Source organism: Trichococcus sp. TS_SC_9, assembly GCF_056156325.1.
This window is the reverse complement of sequence record NZ_CM149591.1, coordinates 357,975-380,453: the sequence shown is the minus strand read 5'-3', so window position 1 is coordinate 380,453 and position 22,479 is coordinate 357,975. Positions and strand designations below refer to the sequence as shown.

Sequence of the window (22,479 nt, the reverse complement as noted above, 5' to 3'; positions counted from 1 at the left end):
CATATAAGGGGAAAGTATCTTCTTCGTGAAGGTGCTTTTTTTGCTTTTATGCTGATGAACTGATTGGGCGGCACTGGTGGTATGAGAATCTGTCGTAGGAATTGTCCGAAAAATCCAAATCAATAACATCAAATGCAAGGGCTTAAGCATTTGATTACAGAAGTGGTAAAATGAACATATAAGAATCCACAGTAAAAATGAAGGTAATAGGCAGCGATTAAATAATCATCCAAGTATTTTATACAGAAGGGGAATTGCTATGGGGAAAAATCGGCTTGAAGCATTCAGCGATGGTGTGTTGGCAATTATCATCACCATTATGGTTCTGGAATTGAAGATTCCGGAGGAGCAAGGGATAGAGGCGCTTTTGTTGATGGTTTCAACGTTTTTGAGCTATGTACTTAGCTTTATCTATGTTGGGATTTACTGGAATAATCACCATCATCTGCTGCATACTCTTCACAGGGTGACTGGACCTATTCTCTGGGCTAATCTGCATCTACTTTTTTGGTTGTCCCTGTTTCCTTTCGCATCGGGATGGATGGGAGCGAACCCTTCTGCCGCAGTGCCCTCAGTGCTATATGGAATGGTGTTGCTTATGGCTTCGATTGCCTATCATGTATTGCAAAAACTGATCATCAATACTGAAGGGGGTAATTCGATACTTAAACAAGCCATCGGAAAAGACAGAAAGGGGAAAATATCCATGTTAGCCCACATTGCAGCAGCTGGTTTAGCAATGATACAACCTTGGGTTGCCCAGGCACTGTACGCTATTGTGGCATTGCTCTGGTTAATCCCTGATAGGAGAATTGAGCGCATGTTGTACAATACCGAAGAGGAAGGGAAATCAATAAAATAAATGATAGTTTCAATCCATCAAGCTGGATGATTTAGCAGCGGCATTGTTTGAGTTAACAGCTGAATCCAAGTGCAACAAAAAAGGACGCAACGACAATCTGAATTTCTGACTGTCCTTGCGTTTTTTTTACAAACATACCTTTTTGTGCCTAATTTACAACCTCAAAATTCGTGCTAGACTGATGAAAAGAACAGTACAAATCAATCATCCAAAGGGGAATAAAGCATGAACATAGCCATGGAAGCAGAGAACTTTATCGCAGTGAATTACTTTATCGACAACCTCGATTTTGACGGAAACGAAGTGCTCAGAATCATAAAAGATCCGAAAATTGAAACATTTGAGCCGTCTTTTGCCGGACGCGCCGGAATTCGCCAGAGGCTTCCTTGGCATTGCATTCTGCATCGATGAGAACAATGAGCATTTCGAATCGTTGTATATTCGCCCGACGAACGGCAGGGATGAAAACCAGTTGAGAAGGAACCGATCCACACAATATTTCTCTTACCCTGACTACAAATTCGACAGATTCAGAACCGAAAGCCCAGGGGAATACGAATCCTACGCCGACATGGGTCTGGATGAATGCATCGACCTAAAAATCAAAGTGGCTGGGGAACATGCGAGTTTTACGTAAACAATTCAAAATATCTCGTATTGGTGGTTAATGACCTGAAAAATGGTCCGCATGCGGAAGGTGCCATCGCACTTTGGGTCGAAGAATGCACGGAAGGATTTTTCAAGGACTTTAAGGTCTATTGATCACTTTTCCTTGCGGTCGTGCCCTTTCATCATCATTGGCATCATCACAAACATCATAATCGGACAGATTAGCGGCGCGATGCTCAGCAGAATTCCTTGATAGCCGATCAGCGGCAGGACGAACAGCAACAACAGCGGCAAGCCGCAGCATAAAGCCAAGTGCAGGAAGTGTTTTTTGTGGCTGTGCTTTGATGCTTTTGCATCGTTGCGGTCATGTATGTTTTGCTGATCAACGGATTCTGTTGGGAGGTTCTTTTCTTCTGGTTTATTATTTTTGCAACAATTCATATAGTCATCTCCTTATTAACTTAATTTAATATAGTTATACACCTTCAATGTGTGGATGATATGTAGATAGTGATTTCTCAATTATATTGGATACAGAAATTTAGAAAAGGAGGACTTCCTATGTTGGGCGCAATCATTGGGGATATCGTCGGATCCCGTTTCGAATGGCATAACCATAAAGACAAGGAGTTTGAACTATTCACGGAAGATTGCCGGTTGACGGACGACAGCATCATGACGCTAGCGGTCGCCAAGGCACTGATGGAGACGGAGAATGCAATGGAATCCGTGGCCAGTAGGCAGGAACGAAACAGTGAATATTATGTCTTGTTGGAAAAAATGAGCATCCAACACATGCAAGCGTTCGGCCGTCGCTTTCCTGATTGCGGCTTCAGCCGGGCGTTCTACCAATGGATCATCAGCGACAATCCTCAACCATACCACAGTTTCGGCAACGGCGCGGCCATGCGGATCAGCCCGGTTGCGTATGTCGGCAGAACCCAAAAAGAGATCCAACATTTTTCCGAAACCGTAACGGGTGTGTCACACAACCACGCAGAAGGCTTGAAGGGTGCGGAAGCAACGGCAACAGTGATCTTTATGGCACGAAAAGGCGCTTCGAAAGACGAAATCAAAAACAGGATTGCGGACGAGTATTACCCGCTGGATAGAATAAGGGACTCCTACCGCTTCACTACGGATTGCCAAGCAACGGTTCCTCAAGCAATTGAGGCCTTTCTGGAATCCACTTCGTTTGAGGATGCCATCCGCAATGCGGTTTCAATTGGCGGAGACAGCGATACACTGGCCGCCATTGCTGGTGCACTCGCGGAAGCTTTTTATGGCATTCCGGAACCAATCAAAGAACGTGCATTGAGCTATTTTGATGCGGAACTGCTCTCGGTATATGAGGATTGGGTTCGGTTCATAAAATACATAAATCAGTAACCAAAAGGAAAGCCTATGGATCAATAGTTGATCTCCAGGCTTTCCTTTTGCGTCCACCTAATTCGATATTTTAATTAACTATTTTTTCACAAACTTTACAGAAAACATAAATGCTATTAACAAGAAAATGACATTCGAGGAGTACACTGAAATAGAAAGCGAAAGAAACAAGCAAGTTATTTTTAGGTAAGCGATATGAGGAGGAATTGTAATATGGTAAACAAAAGAATCAGAAGAACAATTACGGCAGCTTTGATGGCAGGGGTTATGAGCACAGCGACGGTTGTTCCGGTTATGGCTGCCTCAAACAACAATGCGAATTTGACCGGCAACGGCAAAGATGTCAAGAATGTCATTCTGATGATTTCCGATGGCTGGGGATACAACCAAATTTTAGCGACGGATTACTATACCGAAGGGAAAGCAGGCACGCAAGTATACGAAAACTTCCCGACACAATTGGCTTTGAGCACTTATTCGCTGGGAGATCTAACGACGGCAGACAATGCTGAGGGTGTATACGATCCTACTACTGTATGGGAAAATTTCAACACTTTGATGAATAACCCAACAGACTCCGCCGCTGCCGGTACAGCGATGTCAACAGGCGTGAAAACCTATGATGCCGCAATCGGTGTCGATGAGCAACCAGAAGATTTGACGCATATGACACAAGATTTCGAATCGCAAGGCAAAGCGACTGGTGTAGTCAGTTCTGTGGAATTCAGCCATGCGACGCCAGCAAGTTTCGTGGCGCATCATGAGAGCCGCAATGATTACAGCGTTTTGGCGAACGAAATGATCAAGGATAGCGCGACAGACGTCATCATGGGTGCCGGAAATCCGCTGTATACCGATAATGGGGATGCTGCAGCCGTTCCGAACTACAAATATGTGGGTGGAGCAGCTACGTGGAATGGATTGGTTGACGGTACTTTGGATGTTTCCGATGCGGACGGGGATGGGATTGATGATGCCTGGACACTGATCCAAAGCAAAGAGGACTTCGAAGCGCTTCAAACCGGAGAAACAGCAAGCCGCGTCATCGGCGTGCCGGAAGTCTATACGACCTTGCAGCAAGCAAGAGGTGGAGATACGCAAGCCGGTGCTTATGCAGTGGAGCAAAACAGCAACGTGCCTGGCCTTGATGTAATGACTACAGGTGCTTTGAATGTCTTGGGAAATGACGAAGACGGCTTCTTCCTGATGGTCGAAGGCGGAGCGATTGACTGGGCAGGGCATGCCAATCAGAGCGGACGTCTGATCGAAGAACAAGCAGCCTTCAATAATTCCGTAGAAGCTGTCTACGATTGGGTAGCAGAAAACAGCAACTGGGGCGAAACGCTGCTGATCGTTACCGGAGACCATGAGACCGGCTATCTGACGGGAACAGAAGGCGTGTATGATGAAGTGGTGAACAACGGAACAGGCGTGATGCCGACGATGGCATGGAATTCCGGGAGCCATACCAACCAATTGATTCCTTTCTATGCGAAGGGTGCAGGGGCAGAAATCTTCAAGAAAGTTGCCGACGAAACGGATACTGTAAGAGGCGCTTACCTGGATAATACGGAGATTTCCGAAGTCATCCGCGCATTGATTGATTAACCAATAGAGCGAAGCTGAGGAACTATAATCCAGGGTTATCCAAAAAAAACTTATTAGACGTCCTCGATGCAGGACGTCTTTTTTATTTGCCCTTTGTAATTCCCTTACGAGGGATAGCTATACGTGATACCTTGGCGGGCGGTATGTTATAATGAGACCGAAAAATAGCGGTTGCAAATATGGGGTAAATGATGCTCGAAGCGGTATTGCATACAATAATTTGGATGACACAAATACCAATTTGGACCTACAGGTGGTCTCAGATAAAGCCATATTTTTGCAAGGGAGGAACGATGAAATGTCAGGTCCATTAGATTTCAAAAAAGAAGCCAAGAACCTCTACCAGCCCAAGACAGTCCCCGCGATTGTCGATGTGCCGAAGATGAGATTTATCATGGTTGACGGCAAGGGAAACCCCAATGAGGAATCGGGGGAATACGCGAAAGCAATCGAAATACTTTACGGACTGTCCTACACCATCAAAATGAGCAACAGAAGCGGCAATGCACCCGCTGATTTCTTCGAATACGTCGTTCCGCCATTGGAGGGCTTATGGTGGACGGAGCTTGATCGTCCCTTTGACACGAGCCAAAAGGACAAACTGATTTGGACAGCGATGATCCGGCAGCCGGAATTTGTAACCGATGAAGTATTCCAATGGGCCGTTGAAGGGCTGAAGAAAAAGAAACCGGATCTTGACCTCACCAAAGCAAGGTTGGCGGAGTTCACGGAAGGGATTTGCGTTCAGATGCTGCATATGGGTCCCTATGATACCGAAGCCGTGACGGTTAAGGCTATCGACGACTTTGCAGCAGCCAATGGATACGTCAATGCCATTTCGGAAGTAAGTCCAGACGGTACGGTCCGTAGGCACCACGAAATTTACCTGAACGATCCGCGCAGAGTCGCTCCAGAAAAGATGAAGACGGTCGTGCGCCATCCTATCAGGACAAAAACGTAAAATGGATCATGAAATGAAACTACAATGTCGTATGATTTGCTCTAGCCTGTTGCCGCAGTCCTAGAGCTTTTTTCGTATCATAATGAGCATCATATGAAAAAAAACGCTGTAGTTGTCAATAACAGGCAGACTTCCCGATGCCTTCACAGTTTTGTATGGTCCAGGAGGAGAGATATTGGAAAAGCTAATCCGGAAATATTATTTGAGTTCCTTTTATGTTATGACATTCTTGTTCAGTATCCTATTGTTAACGTTACATTTTGTATTCCGAGCTGCAGGGGACTATTCTGTTTCCTTTACCCAATTGTCACCCGCCTTTGCGGTGGCTGCGCTGGCATTGCTTCTAAAGGATAAACCGATCATCAAGGACATAAGGGACCATTTTCGTGTGGATAAGGCTGCTGTGAAATGGCTGATGCCTGCCATTGCTGTCCCGGCCTTAGGTATCATCGTCAGCAGTTTCATCATGACTTATTATGAAGTGGCCTTCGTCGCTTGGAAAGGAGATGCATTGTTCTATTTGCTGAATTTTGTTGCGATCCTGATCGGGTGCGCTGCAGAAGAGATAGGCTGGCGCGGGTTTCTGTTGCCGAACCTGCAACAAAAGTACACACCGTTTAGCAGCAGTATCATTGTGGGAATCCTGTGGGGTGTATGGCATGTGAACTTTACCGGTGGGCTGTTGGGGTTCATTTTGTATACGTTCACTATCATTGAGATGTCCATTTTGATGACTTGGCTTTACAACAAATCAGCTGGGAATCTGGTACTCATGACTGTTTGGCACTTTACTTTTAACGTGACTTCACACTTTTTTTTGTGGGATAGATTTACCCTGCAGTTATTTGCAGTCGAGAGCGTAGTATTCGGTATCCTTTGTCTATTCCTGTTCGTTAGCGAGAGGAATACGTATTTCTTCAAAAGTAAGAAAGGGAGCATCAAAGCATGAAAAACATCCATTTCAAATGGAAAACAGTGAAAATAGCGCTGATAAGCATGATGCTGTTAATCGGCGTCATTTCAACAAGGGTGATGGTTTTCGTCAAAATAAACTATGACGAAAGTTTCTCCAGAGTCGAAAAACCGGATCCAGAATATTCAGGCTATCTCAGATACAGTGATGTTGCGGATGCCTATGAACGCACGGAAATCGCATTCGAATCAAGTGGAAATGTTTTGAAAGGCCATGTCTATGGCAGCGAAAACGACCAAGGCTTAGTCGTCCTTTCCCCTGGATTGGGATTCGGATCGGAAAACTATCTGGCAGAAACGATGTATTTCGTCGACAACGGATGGCGCGTTTTGACCTTCGACAATACCGGCACACACGAAAGCGAGGGGGAGAGCACCATTGGCCCTTCGCAATCTTTGCTTGATTTGGATGCTGCCTTGACCTACATCCAAGGAGATCAACGATTAAACATTTTACCCGTCATGCTGTACGGGCACAGCTGGGGAGGCTACGCGGTCACGGCAATTTTGGGTTCCGGCTTTGATATTGCCGCCGTCGCCAGCATTGCAGGATTCAATTCGCCCATGGAACTGGTAAAAGAGCAGTCGGATAGCCTCTTAGGGGCGTTTTCCCCAATAGCCTATCCTTTCCTGTGGATAAATCAGAACATGCTTTTCGGCAAAGTAGCCTGGGTTACAGCTACGAGCGGCATAAATAGTACGGATACTCCGGTCATGATTATCCATGGCGTGAATGATGAATCGATAGCATACGATGGAGCGGGAATCATTGCTCATAGTGACGAAATAATCAATCCTAACATTGTTTACAAGACCTGCAGCACAGCGAATCATGACGGACACAACAATCTATTCGAATCCGATGCCGCAAGTGAATACACCAAAGCTAAAAATCTGGAATATAAGGAGATATATAATCGCTATGATGGGGAGATCCCGGATGACATCAAGGCGGAATATTACGAGGGCGTCGACAGATTCTGGACGAGTGAGTTGGATCTGGACTTCATGGATGAAATCAATTTCTTTTTTGAAGAGGAATTATGACTTCTGAATTATTTTGCTATATGGAAAATAAAACGCTTTCCTGGAAGGTACGCAGAAGCAGATCGAAGATTATACCGATACCGCTTGGAAAACCAGAAAAGAGAACATCGTCGACAACCAAGACCAACCTGGTGATCCGGACAAGGCAGGGGAAGTCATTTACGACACTATGCAGAAAGAAAACCTTCCGAAACGCTTGTTGCTTGGATCGGATGCAGTGAAAATCGTGTCCGCCGAGATGAAGGAAAGATTGCAGGAAATCGAAGACTGGAGTGCCGTCAGTAAACAGACGGACTACTGATCTGATGTCAAGAACATATGAATGATGAAGACTGCGGAGGTGGGCGGGGACGCCTTTTCCGCAGTATTTTTGCGTGAGTGGATAGAACTGATGAGGTTGCTGATCGGATAAAATCTGGCAGTCTGATTTCTGAAGGGTACGACTCAAAATCGCGCCTCTTGCAAAAGAGAAGCACTTGTAATAAAATATATGCATGCGCATGAATTGCGATTGGAGCGAGCGTTTTGTTTGGGAATTTCCGGCAAGCTCAGTAAAATAAAATAAAGCGAATCAAGGGGAGAGAAAAATATGTCAACTATGAACAGCAAACTGACTTTCAGACGCGGCCTTGAGCTGAAGAACCGTATCATGATGGCACCGATGACGACGAAGATGAGTTTCTATGACGGCGTCGTGACATCCGACGAAATCAATTACTACGCGCTTCGTTCCGGTGAAATCGGTGCGGTCATCACAGGCGCAGCGAATGTACAGAACGACGGAAAAGGTTGGGAAGGGGAATTGAGCGTCGCTTCCGATGTGTTCATTCCTGGATTGAGCAAACTGGCTGCGGCCATCAAAAAGAACGGCACCAAAGCCATTCTGCAGATTTTCCATGGCGGGCGCATGACCGATTCAAGCGTCTTGCGCGGTGTTCAACCGGTAGCTCCGAGTGCGGTCGCTGCCGAAAGACCAAATGCCGAAACGCCGAGAGCCTTGGCTGGTGATGAAGTTTTGGACTTGATCGAAAACTTCAAAGCCGCGACCCTTCGCGCAATCGCAGCTGGGTTCGACGGTGTGGAACTGCACGGCGCCAACACTTATCTGTTGCAACAATTCTTCTCGCCGCACTCCAACCGCAGGGACGACGAATGGGGCGGCACGCTTGAGAAAAGATTCCGCTTAATCGACAAGTTGGTTGATGAAGTGACAGCAGCTGTGGATGAATCCGGCGTCGAGAACTTTATCGTCGGTTACCGTTTTTCCCCAGAGGAATACGAAAATCCTGGCATCCGCTTTTCGGATACGCTCTTCCTTGTGGACCGATTGGCCGACACAAAATTGGATTATCTGCATATTTCCTTGAGGGATCATCAACTTGTTTCGGTTTCTGAGGATCATAAAGAGAAAAGCCTGATGGCGTACATCCATGAACAAATTAACGGACGTGTGCCGCTGGTCGGTGTCGGCGATGTCCGCACAAGTGAAGATGCAGAAAACGTATTGGAAAATTCGGAGCTTGTTGCCGTTGGACGCGCTTTGCTGATTGATCCGCATTGGGGTGCGAAAGCCCTCGACAAAAAGGATGATCTGATTCGCCAAGAAATATCCAAATACGACCGCGAAGAACTGTTCCTCGCGAACGGCGTCTGGGGCTTCATGGAATTCATGATGCCGGACCGTTTGGGGAAATAAACAAAGATAGAGACCATACAGACTTCCTGAAAAAAAGGGCTGTATGGTCTTTTTGCATTGCAGCAGGCGAAGCTGCACGCGATTCTGGGGCTGAGTATATGTTATAATGAGATGGAAAAAGAGCGGTTACAAATTTAATATATAGCCCATTGTCTTCCTTAATCCATAGGCTTTTGTCAATTCAAGGAGGAGCTACAGATGATCAAAAATAACCAACGCCAATGCACGTTTTTCTTCATCATGACCATGTTTTTGTTTATCTTTTCGGGCTGCGGTTCATCGAGCGATGAAGCTGCCTCATCTTCGGATCCGGAAGCGATCAGGGAGAGCCAAATCAGCGCACTGGAAAACAGCAATCTGATCGGGAATGTGGATGCATATGCGGCTATCCAAGGCGTGCTTGCGGAAGCGGCTGCTCCGATGCCAGCCAAAGTGTTCATCATCGAAAACGATGAATCCGTTGAGGAAGGGGACGGAGAAAAATACATGTATTCACCGCACTATCTCGATTTGCCGGAAGAACTGCAGGCCAAGTCGGATGCCGAGATGAATGTGCTGGTGAAGCTGCGCAGCTATTACATGGAGACTGGAACCTACTCGAACGAAGGGATTGCCTACACGCGCTATGTCCAAATAACCATCCTGGACAGGGCTGCCGGAACCATCATCCATGAGGAAACACTGATTGGATCAGCGCCTTTCAGCATCAGTGAAGATCAATCTGCGGGGTATGGCTATGTCCCCGAATACCAAGTGCTGGAGAAAATTCTGGCCTATTTTGGCTATTCCGAAGAATGATACTTTTATGGAATGGATGAGTCAGGGAGTGAAGGTATGTTTACAGGTAGTACATTCTCTTTTGTTGCGTTATTTGCCATAAGTGCCATGATCGTGAACAGCATCGGGGATTTGGGTCATTTATAAAATAAGCAGTGGGTCAAGCGGAAGATAGAGTATTTCCTATGCGGTATTGCGCTAGCGCTGTTCGTTATATTCAGTGAAAGATAGTCGAGGGTCGGCAAAAAATCAATAATAAAAAAATCGGTAACTCATCATTTGGAGGTGAGGAGATGAAACGAAATGTCTGGCTATATCTGCTGGTGTCCTTCGGCTGGACGTGGGCTTGTTGGATCGGAGGAGCTTTCCTCATCCAGCTGAACGGTTATGCTTTGGACACAGATGCTACGCTATTCGAAGTGATTGGAGCGCTCGGGAAAGAGAAATCCGCTTTTCCGCAGCTGTTGTTTGCTTTGGGGGTGTTTGGGCCGCTTTTGGGGAGTCTGATTGCAGGGAAACCGTTTAAAGACTTTTTTTCTTTAAAGGAACGTTCTTTCGTCACCTATGCATCAGTGATTCCGTTTGTGATTGTGATTCCGACCTTGATCATGAGCCTCTTATTCAGTAAGGCGTCAGAAGGAAGGCTGACTTTTGGAAGTGCAGCAAGTGTGATTGGGCTGTATTTTCTGTCTAACCTATTGACGAGTGGGACGGAGGAATGGGGCTGGCGCGGCTTTCTTTATCCCTATTTGCGGAAACGGGAAAAAAGCTTCTGGGAGGCTACCTGGAAGGGTGGAATCATCTGGGCTGTTTGGCATTATCCACTCTTAATTTTGATGTATGCGGGCCAAGGAGTGTTCGTGATGCTGTCCTCTTTAATCGGATTCACCGCTGGTATTGTTGCGATGAACTACCTGACCAATTTTGTATTTGAGAAGACCGAGTCGATCCCTACCGCGATGGCCATGCATGCGCTGAATAACACCGCCAGCTATGCGGTGCTGCTGTTCTTTCCGGGGACCCCATTTCTGATTTTGGTGCACTTGACAGCTTGGGCCATGGTCGGGTATGTGGAAAAGAAGCACCACTTGGATTGAGTGCGGATCCAGTGTGTTCACATTTTGTCCGCAATACTGTTGGATTATGGACAAAATGTAGGCGCTTAAAAATGCTATAATTAACTGGAAATATATTTCTAGGAGGTCTGTGTTGATGAAAGATGAAAATTGCGCCTATTGCATGGAAGGCGAAATGGTGTTGGCTTTTGGATACCCTTGCTGCGAATTGCCTTACAGTAAAGTCTACGTTTTTAAAGAACAAAGCCATAAAGGTCGTGTGATCGTTGCCTACAAAGACCACGTGAGCGAATTGGTGAACATCACGGATGAGGAGCGCAACGGCTACTTCGCGGACATCGCCACAGTTGCGAACGCGTTGCACAAAGCGTTCAGCCCTGAAAAGGTTAACTACGGCGCTTACGGCGATACCGGTAAACACCTGCACTTCCACTTGGTGCCTAAATACAAAGACGATGCCTTCGAATGGGGCTCGACTTTCGACATGAACCCAGGCCGCGTGACACTGACGGACGATGCGTATGAAGCGTTAGCTGAACAAATTCGCACAAACATGTAAGAGAGCGTGATGAATCCCGGGTAGAAATCGAGCACTAAGTGGCTATTACGAGAACGACCGCTTTTTGGTCGTGACGTAATAGCAGCTTAGGCACAGATTTCTGGGATTTAAAACGCGTTTAAGAGAGTGCGATGATTCTAAACTAAAAAAAGTTGATTCCGAAAAAAGGAATCGGCTTTTTTGCGCATGTATTTAGTGAGGCGTGTTCAATACGGCGCTTCTTCTTTTCACACCCGAATCTTCAAAATAGGCGGATCGGATGCGATGTTCTATAATAAGAATGACAATAAACGTGCAGAAATACGGGGGAAAACGGATGATAATGGAAGAAAGAATCAAACAATTGAACGAAAAGAAAATAGGGATGGAGCAACCGTATGTCGTCTACTGGATGCAGAGTTCGCAGCGAGCGGAGTACAACCATGCCTTGGAATACGCGATCCGGCAGGCTAACCGGCTCGAGAAACCGCTGGTCGTTTACTTCGGCATCACGGACGGCTTTCCGGAAGCCAATGAGCGCCACTATGCATTCATGCTGGAAGGGCTGAAGGAAACGAAGGCCGCACTGGAGCAGCGTGGCATCCAACTGCTGATCCGGAAAATATCGCCGGAACAAGGCGCTTTGGAGATTTCCGGATTGGCGGCTCTATTGGTGGTCGACCGCGGTTATCTCAGGATCGAGCGGCAATGGCGCGCTGCCTTGGCCAAGGGTGCCGAGTGCGCCGTCGTGCAAATCGAAACTAACGTTGTCGTCCCGGTCGAGCTGGCCTCTCCTAAAGAGGAGTATTCCGCCGCGACCTTGCGCTCCAAACTAAAGAAAATCCTGCCGCAGTGTTTAGCTCCATTAGAAGCGACTGTCTGCCAGCACCCATCGCTCGCATCGAAGCTACCGTTCGAGGCGTACGACGTTTCGGATACCGAAAAGGCCTTGGCGGGGTTGGCTATCGACCGCAGTGTCCCGCGCGTTTCCGATTATATCGGCGGAACAAGCGAGGCCAAGCGCTGGCTGGAGGATTTCATCGAAAATAAACTGTCCGGGTACGGCGAACGGAGGAACCGCCCTGGCGAGTCGTTCACCTCAAACCTGAGCCCCTATCTCCATTTCGGCCAGATTTCGCCGCTCTATATTTACCGCAGACTGATGGGGATGGACAGCGAAAGTCAGCAGAGTTTCCTGGAAGAACTTGTCGTCAGGAGAGAGTTGGCCATCAATTTCGTTTATTACAATGAACAGTACGATTCCTTTGCGGCTGTGCCGGATTGGGCCAAGAAGACGCTGGCCAAGCATTTGGCGGATGAACGCGAGTACCTGTATTCCCTGGAGGAATTGGAAATGGCCAAGACCCATGACGACTACTGGAACGCCGCGCAGCTGGAGATGAATCTGACCGGGAAAATGCACGGTTATATGCGGATGTATTGGGCTAAGAAAATCCTTGAGTGGAGCAGTACCCCGGAGGAAGCCTATCGCAAAGCCATTTATCTGAACAATAAATATCTGTTGGACGGCCGCGATCCGAACGGTTTCGCCGGAGTGAGCTGGTGTTTCGGCAAGCATGACCGGCCATGGGGAGAACGGGCGATCTTCGGCAATGTCCGCTTCATGAACGACAAAGGCCTGAAGCGCAAGTTCGACATGCCGTTGTATATGGATCAGGTTGCGGAACGGTCACGAAAGTAAAGGGAGGCGAAACGGATGGTGGTAAATGGCAAAAAGGCAGAACCTTTGCATGTAATCCTTTTGGTGCTTTTCGTCATAGCGTACATCTTTTCGGCCATCCGCCCACTTGAGCGACTGGCTTGGGCAGGGCAGATGACACCTGCGCTCCTGCTTGTTTTCTTGCTAGTTGTGACTTACCGGAAATTCCGTTTCAGCAATTTCGTCTACGTGATGGCTTTTCTGCATGCGCTATTGTTGGTTTACGGCGCACACTACACCTACTCCCAGAATCCCCTGTTCAATCAATGGAAAGAACAGTTCGATTGGGAGCGCAACTACTTCGATCGGGTGGGGCATTTCGCACAAGGATTCGTGCCGGCTTTTATGGCCAAGGAATTCCTGCTGCGGGGCGGCTATGTCAAGAAAGGCAAAGTGCTGACACTCATCGTCATCCTATCCTGTCTCGGGTTCAGTTCAGCCTATGAACTGAGCGAATTTGCGATCGTCAAAATTATGGATGTGCCCGCTGATGCTGTCATGGGAACGCAGGGTGACGCCTTCGACAGCCTATGGGATATGATTTGGGCATTGATCGGCTCGAGCCTTGCCGTGTTTGGGTTTGGGCCTTTTCATGATAAACAAATGGAAAAGATGGGAGATGGTAAAAGGCATTCTGATTGATGAATCGTTGGATGCAGTGAATGGAACGGTTAATTGTTATTATTTTACACTCATTACAGAAAGAAGGAACATCATCATGAAAGAGATAACCACAGAAAAATTACGGCGCTTCAATCTAATCATGGGTGGTCTCCACCTGGTCCAAGGCATTGCAATGCTCTTTTTGGCAACGAACGTCATCCAGAAAATTGGTGAGTTCAGTCCAGAAATCAGCCAGTTCTACCTAGCCTTCAATCCTGAAACGCGCTCATTGGAGACTGCTTCGCGTGTGCTTTTTGAATTACCATTCGGAGTCCTGGTCGCTTCGTTCTTATTCATTTCCGCCATCGCGCATGCCTTGATTTCCATTCCAAAAAATTTGAATGCGATCTACAATGCCGATTTGGCCAAGGGCATCAATAAATTTCGTTGGTTCGAATATGCGCTCAGTTCATCGATCATGATTGTCCTGATCGCTACGCTGTTCGGCATTTACGATATCGCTTCACTTATTCTGATATTCATTGTCAACGCCACTATGAATCTCTTCGGTCTCGTGATGGAACAGCTGAATGTTGGACATTCAAAAGATAACATCCAATGGGGCCCGTTCATTTGGGGTTCGATTGCCGGTATTGCACCCTGGATCGCCATCTTGCTCTACATGTTCGGGACCGGGAATTTTAGTGAAGTGCCGTGGTTTGTCTGGGCAATCGTCGGCACTTATTTCGTTGCCTTCAACACTTTCCCAATCAATATGATTTTGCAGTACAAGAAAGTCGGTAAATGGGCGGACTACCTCTACGGAGAACGGGTCTACATCGTGCTCAGTCTGGTTGCGAAATCAATCCTTGCTTGGCTTGTGCTCTTCGGTGCGATGCAGCCATGATGAAGCTTGGCCATAGGCGATAGACTTTACAAAAAAATGACAGTATTTTTCAATACAGTTTACAAAAGAAGTGTATATTGAATATGTAGAGGAAAGGTGACTATTTTCTGTGTTGCTTGCACTCGAATGATTATATGCCACAGACGGGCAGGTTGGGCGTCCACCAGAAAGCTTCTGATGGATGCCCAACCTGTCCGTTTTTTTGCGGTTTTCAGGCATAATGCTGTTAGTAGCAATCACGAGAAACCAGGACTACAATGGTTTTGAGGAAAAAGGAATCAAAGTGAGGTGGAACATAAGATGAAAGAGCTGCAGCAAATTCCCGGCATCGGGCCGAAGATGGCGGCAACCCTTGTTTCATTGGGGATAAATACAATCGCCGATCTGCGCAACAAAGATCCGCAGGAACTCTATGAGCGTTTGAACAGGATAACCGGTCAGCGGCAAGATCCCTGCGTACTGTACACTTTCCGATGCGCCGTCTATTACGCGACCGAACCGAATCCGGATCCCGAAAAGCTGAAGTGGTGGAACTGGAAAAACGTATAGGTCAGCCAAATTGTCTACTTTACTATACATACCTATAGGGGTATAATGGTTTTTAACAAATATGGCGAAGACGTACAGTGTAAAGGAGACAATAATGGCGCAGGAATTCTACAAGAAAATATACTCGGTGCGGGAATTTTATTCAATTTTGTATGACGGAGTCCGCACGATGAAGTACATGATCAAGGCAAAAAAGAAAAAAGAATTGAGTCCGGAATTCATCGAGCGGATCATGTTGGGCGTTACTGAAGTCAACGGCTGTGAAGTATGCTCCTATGCCCACACGAAAATGGCTCTAGAGCAAGGGATGGCTGCGGAAGAAATCCAGAAGTTGTTGGCGGGATCCACTAACGAAATCCCTGTGGACGAAATGCCGGCCTACCTTTTTGCCCAGCATTATGCCGACAGGAGAGGGTATCCGACCGAAGAGTCCTGGGATCGGATTGTTTCGCTTTATGGGGAGGACAAGGCCAAAGGCATTTTGGGCGCTGTTCGAGCCATCATGGTCGGCAATGCGCATGGAATCGCGTTCAGTGCTTTCGCTAGCCGTTTAAGAGGCAAAGTAGTTAAAAAGAGCAGCTTGTTGTATGAAATCACAATGATGTTGAGCATCATCGTCTATTTGCCGCTGACTTTGCTACATGCTATGATCGATGGGCTGTTCAAGAAATCAATCATCAGTTTCTGAGGATGGACTTGAACTGAAATCATTCTGTTTGTGGATAACGCAAAAAAAAGCTGTGGAAAACCATTCTTTATGGCTTTTCCACAGCTTATCTGCGTTTTGATGGGTATAACTTTCCGTCAGACCCGTTCCAGGTTCTTCAGCGACAGATCGAGAATCGCCGAAGAGTGGGTCAAGGCGCCTGAAGAAAGGTAATCCACGCCGGTTTCGCGCAAGGCGGAGATGTTTTCAGCGGTGAGGTTACCGGAGCACTCCACCAATGCGCGCCCGTCAATTAAATGGACGGCTTCCTTCATCTCCGCCGGGGTCATATTGTCCAGCATGATGATGTCGGCCTTCGCCTCGATAGCTTCGTTCACCATATCCAAGTTTTCCACTTCGACTTCGATCTTATGCACAAAAGAAGCATATCCCCGCGCCGCAGTGACAGCCTGCTTGATACCGCCCGCTGCTGCTATGTGGTTATCCTTCAGCATAATGCCGTCGGACAGGCTGAAGCGGTGGTTGTGACCGCCGCCGACTTTCACGGCATACTTCTCGAAAATCCGGTTGTTCGGTGTAGTCTTGCGGGTGTCGAGCAGCGTGATGCCGCTGCCTTCAAGCAAAGCGACGATTTTGTGTGTATGGGTGGCGATGCCGCTCATTCGCTGGAGATAGTTCAGGGCGGTGCGTTCACCAGATAAGATTACGCGGATATCGCCGATTACTTCAGCCAACAAATCTCCTGATTTGACAGCATCTCCGTCATGGAAATGGAAAAGCACTTCGGTCGTATCGTCAAGGAGTGCGAAGGTCCTAGCAAAAACTGACAGTCCTGCGATGATACCGTCCTGTTTGCACAATAGCTCGGCCTTGCCTTTTGTATAGCCTGAGATGATGGCATTGGTCGAGAAATCCTCGGTTGGGATGTCTTCCTCCAGTGCCGCCAAAATTAGGCGATTCATATTACTTTGCATGGGATTCCTCCTCGATTCCGATTAATTCTAATAAATTCTTTGTAGCTTCCTTCAAGCCATCCGCGATGGCTTGGGCATCCGGTTCGGGAAACAGATAAGGAAGCGCGCGCTGGAATTTCGCGTTGATGGCTTGGGCGGCGCGCTTGCTGAACACTAAGCTTTCCAATAGCGAGTTGCTCGCCAAGCGGTTCTGTCCGTGCACACCGTTGCAACTCGTTTCCCCGGCCGCGTATAGGTTAGCTAGCGAAGTTTTGCTCTGCAGATCGACTTCGATGCCGCCCATGAAGTAATGCTGGGCGGGCACGACCGGGATATGATCCTCGGTCAAATCATAGCCTTCCCGAAGGCATTGGCCGTGGATGCCCGGAAACCTTTCGGCAATCGATCCCTCCACATGGCCTTTCAAAAGCATCCGGACATAGGGCAAACGGTCTTTCTCCATCTGGGCATAGATTTCTTTCGTAAGCAGGTCCCGTGGCAAGAGTTCATCGGCGAAACGGTTGCCGTCCTTGCCGACAAGGATGGCGCCTTCCCCACGCAGCGATTCCGACATCAGGAAAGCTCTTCCCGGCAGACCGGTATAGAGCGAAGTCGGATGGATTTGGACATAGTTCATGTCTTTGACGCGGATGCCGTGCTTCAGCGCAACGGCGATGGCGTCGCCTGTCAAATGCGCGAAGTTGGTCGATTTGCTGAACAGGCCGCCGATTCCGCCGGTGGCAAGCAAGGTGTTTTGTGCATAAACGTTGGATAACGCTCCGGACTGGTCGCGGAGCACTGCGCCGTGGCAACGATCGTCTGCCACTAGAAGATCGACCAGCGTGCTGTTTTCTAGGATGGTGATATTTTTCCGTTCTTTGATACGGGCGATCAGTTTGCTGTTGATTTCCTTGCCGGTCATGTCTTTGCAATGCAGAATCCTGGCTCTGGAGTGGGCGCCTTCTTTGGTGTAGGAGAAACCGTCTCCTTTTTTGTCGAAGGCGACACCCCAACCGATCAGATCTGCGATGATTTCCTGCGAGGAGCCGATCATTGCGGAGACGGCTGCCTCGTTGTTTTCGTAGTGACCGGCACGCAAAGTGTCTTCCATAAAAGGCTCGAAATCCGTTTCGTCGCGCTGAACGCAGATGCCGCCCTGGGCAAGGAAGGAATCGTTATCCTCCAAAGTCCCCTTGGTGACGACCAGAATCTGTTTGGCGCTGTTGAGATTGAGGGCCGCAAAAAGTCCGGCTACACCCGTTCCGATGATAAGGACATCATAGTTTTGCATGGGTCTTCACCTCGGCCAATGCCAGCATCCGTTCCAGCGGCTGCAGTCCTTTTATGCGCAACAATTCATCCATTTTCACAGCAGATTCGAAGGTTTCCAGAGCATAGATGATTTTCTCCAAGGTGTTCAGTTTCATGTCGGGACAGACCTGCCCGACGGAAGGGGCGTGGAACCTTTTGCTAGGCGAACGTTTTTTCATTTCATGGATGACACCGATTTCCGTGCAGATGATGAAATCCTGGGATGAGCTCTTTTCGGTGTAGGCGACGAGGTCCGACGTGCTGCCGACAAAGTCCGCTAAATCAAGGATCTCTTCCTTGCATTCCGGATGGGCCAGAATTTCGGCTTGCGGAAGGTCACGCTTCCTCTTCAGGACATCGACAACGCGGATGCTAGTATGGATCGGGCAGTAGCCATCATTGAAAAGGAACGTTTTCTCGGGCAGCTGATGGGAAATGTATCTGCCCAAGTGCTCATCGGGAATGAAATAGATATGGCTGTTGGGAAGGGCGGCGATGACGTTTTTTGCATTGGATGACGTGACGCAGACATCGGCGTGGGCCTTTATTTCGGCGGTGGAATTGATGTAGCAGACGACAGCCACGTCTTCGTAAGTTGCGCGGATTTTCTGGATGTCGCGGATTTTTACCATGTGGGCCATCGGGCAATCAGCCTTCAGGTCGGGCATCAGGACGATTTTATCCGGATTCAGCATCTTCGCGCTTTCGCCCATGAAGGCGACGCCGCAGAAAACGATCACTTTTTCCGTGACCTGTGCTGCAATTTTGCTCAAATAGTACGAATCCCCGATAAAATCTGCGATATCTTGAACGGCTCCAGGAACGTAGTAGTGTGCGAGAATGACGGCATCTTTTTCTGCTTTCAGCTGCAATATTCTTTCCGTAAGTTCATCCATTTGTGCGACCCCTTTTTTATGATAGTTTAATGAAAACGACTATATCACGTAGCTTTACAGGTGTCAAGACACCTTGTGAAGAAAAGCACTTTTGTTGCCAATCAACAGCGAACGATGCAAAAAAGCCTTTTCCCAAAATAAGGGAAAGGCTTTTGTCGGTATTGGAGCTATCAATATTTTTAGAGGCTTTTATTGAACGCATCCAGATGTCCTTCCGAAGCATTGCGCAAAGCCGTAAAGGTTGCGCGTACGTCATCCGGAATGTCCTGTTCGAGGAACTTATTGTACATCGCGATGTTGTCCACTTCCCCTGAGGCGCAGTTCTCCAACGCTTCCTGGATATCTGCAGCCATTTGGATGTGATCGGCTGATGCGTCTGCCGGAACCGCCAAGTCGTATTTTTCGAACAGAACGGTCATTTCGGCGACGTGTTGGGCTTCAGCTGTTACGATGTTCTTGAACGGGGCTTGGTCGCCTAAATTTTCCAGTACGTAGGTATATTCTCCATGGGCCAATTGTTCATCTTGAATGGCATAGGTGAACATCTCTTCCATCGTCAGATCGTCGTCCCCCAAGGCACCGACTGCACCGTAGATGTATGGCGCGTCATTCGATTCTTCTGTGTCGCTGTCTTCCATGATGGATTCATCTTGTTCGGAACTGCTGGCTGCTTCTGAACTACTTTCGACCACTTCCGATGAGCCGGCTGCTGAAGAATCATTTGTCGCGGTATCATCGGCCGCGGTACAACCGACCAACAGCAATAGACTCAAAAATGTGGCCGAGCCGTAAAGTTTCTGCTTCCTGTTCATTTTTTTGTCCTTTCATTTCAAAGTGATAGGAGCGATTGGGATGGGGGCGGGGCTCAACATTTTCAAATGATGAAGGGTAAGGCCGAACGAAGAATTTGTCACCCTAAAAGTACGTCTAAATTGGGGAAATGTCAAAAAATTGGGGTATGTGGAAGAAAAAAATTCGGCTTCCGAGCTGTCTCAATATTTGCATAGGCATGCTGTTTTGAGTACTATTGACTTAGGGAATACTTTATTTATTCCTCAAAATGCTGTGCTTCAGACTATCCATAGGCAATTATTTTTCTTATCTGGGACATCGAAAAAGGAGGAAATAAATATGGAAACGAAACAACTGGAAACGCCCATCAAAATCACAGTGGTCGTGACGTATCTGATCATGATTGTCGTCAATGCCATGGCGAACATCCTGCCAATCAACGGCATCGACACCGGAGCGGTATCGGATTCCTATCCGAACCTGTTTGCGCCCGCCGGATTGACGTTTTCGATTTGGGGCGTCATCTATTTGTTATTGGTGGGTTATACGCTGTACCAATTCGGTTTTTTCCAAGGGGATAAAAGTAAGGTGAAGACTGACCTATTGAGAAAAATCGGTATCGTCTTTTCAATCAGTTCACTAGTAAACGCCGCATGGATCTTCAGTTGGCATTACGGTATGATTGGTTTGTCAGTGTTACTGATGTTGGTCATTCTGCTTAGCCTGATCTACATCAACCAGTTGATCCTGAAGGAGAAACTTGATCAGAGGGAAAAACTGTTCATCCGTCTGCCGTTCAGCGTCTATTTCGGTTGGATCACGGTGGCGACCATCGCGAACATCACGACGCTTCTGGTCGACATCGGCTGGAAGGGCTTCGGGATCTCCGAGTCAGTCTGGACAATCCTGATCCTCATTATCGGACTGGCGATCGGAGCGGTCACAATGATCCGCAATCACGATATCGCATACGGGCTCGTGATCATTTGGGCTTATGCGGGCATCCTGATCAAACACATGTCCCAAGACGGATTTGCCGGGCAATATTCGGGCATCATCATGACCGTCATCGCCTCCATTGTGCTGATGGGCGTTGCAATAGGCTACGTGCTCTTCGCGAAGAAACAAGCTCCACCCATCCTGAAATGAAGTCTCCAGAAAGGATGATGAAAACTGCGTACGATCGAAAGTGAAATTCGTGATTATCTGCTGGATAAAATCATCCACCATGGTTTTCCGGAAAATAAAAAATTGCCGAGCGAAAATGAACTGGCGAACTTTTTCGGGACGACCCGCAATAGTGTCCGAAAAGTCTATGAGACGCTGGAAGCGATGGGCTACATCAGCTCCAAACAAGGGCTGGGGCATTTTCCTCGCGAAAAACGTCCGGTTATCGAACTGGCGCTGCGCGGAGATGTCAGTTTTTCCGAAAAGATGAACCGGCAAAATATTCCTTACCGCTCGCTCAACGTTCACTGCAAATTGATGGACGAGGGGAGCAGGGATGAACGTTTGTGGCAACTGCGCGGCGAAGGCGAACTCTATGAAATCTGCCGCTTGCGTATCGTCCATGATGTGCCTGCTGCCTTGCATTATTCCTACGTTTCAACAGCGATGTTCCCGGACATCAAGGCTGAGGGTGGAGACATCGGATCGATGTTCAGCTATTACCTTTCGAAAGGTTACTGCACATTCACAAGCAGCGGTTCGGAGTTGAGCGTCTCCTTCCCGCATTCGGAGGAACAGGAATTGCTGGAGTGCGGTGAACTGGTGCCGCTGCTGATCCTGGAAAGCGACTGCCGTGACCAAGCGAGCGGGAAGCAGCTTGAGCTGACCAAAATCGTCTACCGCTCCGACCGATTCAGCTACAAAATAAATGTTTAAGAGAAACACCGCCGTGCCGGCGCAGAAAAACCGGCACGGCGGTGTTTTTGTGCTGCCGTTTGGGGCGGGGATTTGAGCACGAAGAATACGGCGGATGCACTGCATTGCGGATGTTCCTATCCACAAATACACTCTTTCGCGTTTACAAAATGCTTACAGTGTTTACACAAGCTTAACCGGAAATTCATGGTTTCGAACTTGGCGACAAGTTACACTGATTTTCGAAAGGGGTGTTCCAGTTGAACAAAAGAAGCAGAACACGGATTTTGATCGATTACGGAAGGGCCGCTGCACTGCGGATGGCCGAGACTATCGAAGGCAGCTATCCTATAGAAATGATTTCCGGACCGAACGAAGCGTTGACGATGATCAAAGTGAGGGAGTCGGCTCAGAATTCACTCTTCTACCTGGGTGAGCTACTTGTCACGGAAACGAAAGTGCGCGTCGCTGGGAAACTTGGCATCGGCCTCGTTAAAGGCAATGAAACAGACCTTTCGCGCGCGTTGGCCGTCATCGATGCGGCCTACAGTGCCGAACTGCCGGAAACGCACGAATGGCAGGCGATTCTTGACGAGCTGGAGCTTGCAGGGGAAGAAGCGATCGCCCGCAGACAAAGAGAGCTTGCCCGGACCAAAGTGAATTTTGAGACGATGAACCAATAG

At 47.9% G+C, this 22,479-nt stretch carries 25 protein-coding genes; 20 read left to right on the top strand and 5 right to left on the bottom strand.

Going from position 1 to position 22,479, the window contains the following annotated elements; translation table 11 throughout:
• The first annotated feature begins 259 nt into the window (after positions 1–259).
• Positions 260–862 carry a TMEM175 family protein gene (locus tag AC0J5I_RS01705; RefSeq protein WP_107995568.1) on the top strand — a complete coding sequence of 201 codons (603 nt, stop codon included), beginning with the start codon at positions 260–262 and terminating at the stop codon, positions 860–862.
• Positions 863–1,193: 331 nt separating this feature from the next.
• The gene (locus tag AC0J5I_RS01700; RefSeq protein ID WP_475302742.1) at positions 1,194–1,499 is read left to right on the top strand and encodes a hypothetical protein; all 306 of its coding nucleotides are present in this window, start codon (positions 1,194–1,196) and stop codon (positions 1,497–1,499) included.
• A 125-nt stretch (positions 1,500–1,624) separates the two neighbouring features.
• Here AC0J5I_RS01700 and AC0J5I_RS01695 read toward each other — a convergent pair whose 3' ends face one another.
• Positions 1,625–1,912 (bottom strand): hypothetical protein, encoded by a 288-nt coding sequence (locus AC0J5I_RS01695; protein WP_107995569.1) that lies wholly within the window; start codon positions 1,910–1,912, stop codon positions 1,625–1,627.
• 120 nt (positions 1,913–2,032) lie between these two features.
• On the opposite strand from AC0J5I_RS01695, the gene AC0J5I_RS01690 reads away from it, so the two are divergent.
• The 15 genes from AC0J5I_RS01690 (at position 2,033) to AC0J5I_RS01620 (ending at position 16,002) form a co-directional block, all read left to right on the top strand.
• Positions 2,033–2,860: an ADP-ribosylglycohydrolase family protein gene (locus AC0J5I_RS01690; RefSeq protein WP_107995570.1), complete on the top strand. Its 828-nt coding sequence runs from the start codon at positions 2,033–2,035 to the stop codon at positions 2,858–2,860.
• A 213-nt stretch (positions 2,861–3,073) separates the two neighbouring features.
• Positions 3,074–4,468, top strand: a complete 1,395-nt coding sequence (locus tag AC0J5I_RS01685; protein ID WP_475302734.1) for an alkaline phosphatase — start codon at positions 3,074–3,076, stop codon at positions 4,466–4,468.
• Positions 4,469–4,766: 298 nt separating this feature from the next.
• Positions 4,767–5,429: a GyrI-like domain-containing protein gene (locus tag AC0J5I_RS01680; protein ID WP_107995571.1), complete on the top strand. Its 663-nt coding sequence runs from the start codon at positions 4,767–4,769 to the stop codon at positions 5,427–5,429.
• A gap of 175 nt (positions 5,430–5,604) precedes the next feature.
• On the top strand, positions 5,605–6,378 hold the full coding sequence (locus AC0J5I_RS01675; protein ID WP_107995572.1) for a CPBP family intramembrane glutamic endopeptidase: 774 nt from the start codon (positions 5,605–5,607) through the stop codon (positions 6,376–6,378).
• Complete coding sequence (locus AC0J5I_RS01670) at positions 6,375–7,448, top strand: alpha/beta hydrolase (RefSeq protein ID WP_107995573.1); 1,074 nt, start codon at positions 6,375–6,377, stop codon at positions 7,446–7,448. The genes AC0J5I_RS01675 and AC0J5I_RS01670 overlap by 4 nt, the downstream gene beginning before the upstream one ends.
• Before the next feature lie 169 nt (positions 7,449–7,617).
• Positions 7,618–7,749, top strand: coding sequence for a hypothetical protein (locus AC0J5I_RS01665; RefSeq protein ID WP_475302722.1), 132 nt, complete (start codon positions 7,618–7,620; stop codon positions 7,747–7,749).
• A 288-nt stretch (positions 7,750–8,037) separates the two neighbouring features.
• Positions 8,038–9,144, top strand: a complete 1,107-nt coding sequence (locus AC0J5I_RS01660) for an NADH-dependent flavin oxidoreductase (protein WP_475302718.1) — start codon at positions 8,038–8,040, stop codon at positions 9,142–9,144.
• Between the two features lie 198 nt (positions 9,145–9,342).
• Complete coding sequence (locus AC0J5I_RS01655; protein ID WP_475302715.1) at positions 9,343–9,942, top strand: hypothetical protein; 600 nt, start codon at positions 9,343–9,345, stop codon at positions 9,940–9,942.
• 272 nt (positions 9,943–10,214) lie between these two features.
• The gene (locus AC0J5I_RS01650; protein ID WP_475302711.1) at positions 10,215–11,018 is read left to right on the top strand and encodes a lysostaphin resistance A-like protein; all 804 of its coding nucleotides are present in this window, start codon (positions 10,215–10,217) and stop codon (positions 11,016–11,018) included.
• 115 nt (positions 11,019–11,133) lie between these two features.
• Complete coding sequence (locus AC0J5I_RS01645) at positions 11,134–11,556, top strand: HIT family protein (RefSeq protein WP_086628466.1); 423 nt, start codon at positions 11,134–11,136, stop codon at positions 11,554–11,556.
• A gap of 316 nt (positions 11,557–11,872) precedes the next feature.
• Entirely contained in the window at positions 11,873–13,237 is a 1,365-nt protein-coding gene (locus tag AC0J5I_RS01640) for a deoxyribodipyrimidine photo-lyase (RefSeq protein ID WP_475302705.1), read from the top strand.
• A 15-nt stretch (positions 13,238–13,252) separates the two neighbouring features.
• Positions 13,253–13,897: a DUF2238 domain-containing protein gene (locus tag AC0J5I_RS01635; protein WP_475302701.1), complete on the top strand. Its 645-nt coding sequence runs from the start codon at positions 13,253–13,255 to the stop codon at positions 13,895–13,897.
• A complete protein-coding gene (gene heR / locus AC0J5I_RS01630) occupies positions 13,875–14,765 on the top strand; it encodes a heliorhodopsin HeR (protein WP_475302696.1) in 891 nt (296 codons plus the stop codon). The genes AC0J5I_RS01635 and heR overlap by 23 nt, the downstream gene beginning before the upstream one ends.
• A gap of 288 nt (positions 14,766–15,053) precedes the next feature.
• Positions 15,054–15,314 (top strand): helix-hairpin-helix domain-containing protein, encoded by a 261-nt coding sequence (locus AC0J5I_RS01625; protein WP_475302692.1) that lies wholly within the window; start codon positions 15,054–15,056, stop codon positions 15,312–15,314.
• 169 nt (positions 15,315–15,483) lie between these two features.
• Positions 15,484–16,002, top strand: coding sequence for a carboxymuconolactone decarboxylase family protein (locus tag AC0J5I_RS01620; RefSeq protein WP_475302689.1), 519 nt, complete (start codon positions 15,484–15,486; stop codon positions 16,000–16,002).
• A 116-nt stretch (positions 16,003–16,118) separates the two neighbouring features.
• On the opposite strand, the gene nadC is transcribed toward AC0J5I_RS01620, so the two are convergent.
• From nadC to AC0J5I_RS01600, 4 genes are all read right to left on the bottom strand, one after another.
• Positions 16,119–16,955, bottom strand: a complete 837-nt coding sequence (nadC, locus tag AC0J5I_RS01615; protein WP_475302685.1) for a carboxylating nicotinate-nucleotide diphosphorylase — start codon at positions 16,953–16,955, stop codon at positions 16,119–16,121.
• Positions 16,945–18,225 carry an L-aspartate oxidase gene (locus AC0J5I_RS01610; protein ID WP_107995584.1) on the bottom strand — a complete coding sequence of 427 codons (1,281 nt, stop codon included), beginning with the start codon at positions 18,223–18,225 and terminating at the stop codon, positions 16,945–16,947. The genes nadC and AC0J5I_RS01610 overlap by 11 nt, the downstream gene beginning before the upstream one ends.
• Positions 18,212–19,141, bottom strand: coding sequence for a quinolinate synthase NadA (nadA, locus tag AC0J5I_RS01605; protein ID WP_475302680.1), 930 nt, complete (start codon positions 19,139–19,141; stop codon positions 18,212–18,214). The genes AC0J5I_RS01610 and nadA overlap by 14 nt, the downstream gene beginning before the upstream one ends.
• 179 nt (positions 19,142–19,320) lie before the next feature.
• Positions 19,321–19,953 carry a hypothetical protein gene (locus AC0J5I_RS01600; RefSeq protein WP_475302676.1) on the bottom strand — a complete coding sequence of 211 codons (633 nt, stop codon included), beginning with the start codon at positions 19,951–19,953 and terminating at the stop codon, positions 19,321–19,323.
• 319 nt (positions 19,954–20,272) lie between these two features.
• Between AC0J5I_RS01600 and AC0J5I_RS01595 the strand changes: the two genes are divergently transcribed.
• The 3 genes from AC0J5I_RS01595 (at position 20,273) to phnG (ending at position 22,479) form a co-directional block, all read left to right on the top strand.
• A complete protein-coding gene (locus AC0J5I_RS01595) occupies positions 20,273–21,082 on the top strand; it encodes a lantibiotic ABC transporter permease (RefSeq protein ID WP_107995587.1) in 810 nt (269 codons plus the stop codon).
• A 24-nt stretch (positions 21,083–21,106) separates the two neighbouring features.
• Positions 21,107–21,817, top strand: a complete 711-nt coding sequence (locus AC0J5I_RS01590) for a GntR family transcriptional regulator (protein ID WP_475305444.1) — start codon at positions 21,107–21,109, stop codon at positions 21,815–21,817.
• 239 nt (positions 21,818–22,056) lie between these two features.
• The gene (gene phnG, locus AC0J5I_RS01585; protein WP_475302669.1) at positions 22,057–22,479 is read left to right on the top strand and encodes a phosphonate C-P lyase system protein PhnG; all 423 of its coding nucleotides are present in this window, start codon (positions 22,057–22,059) and stop codon (positions 22,477–22,479) included.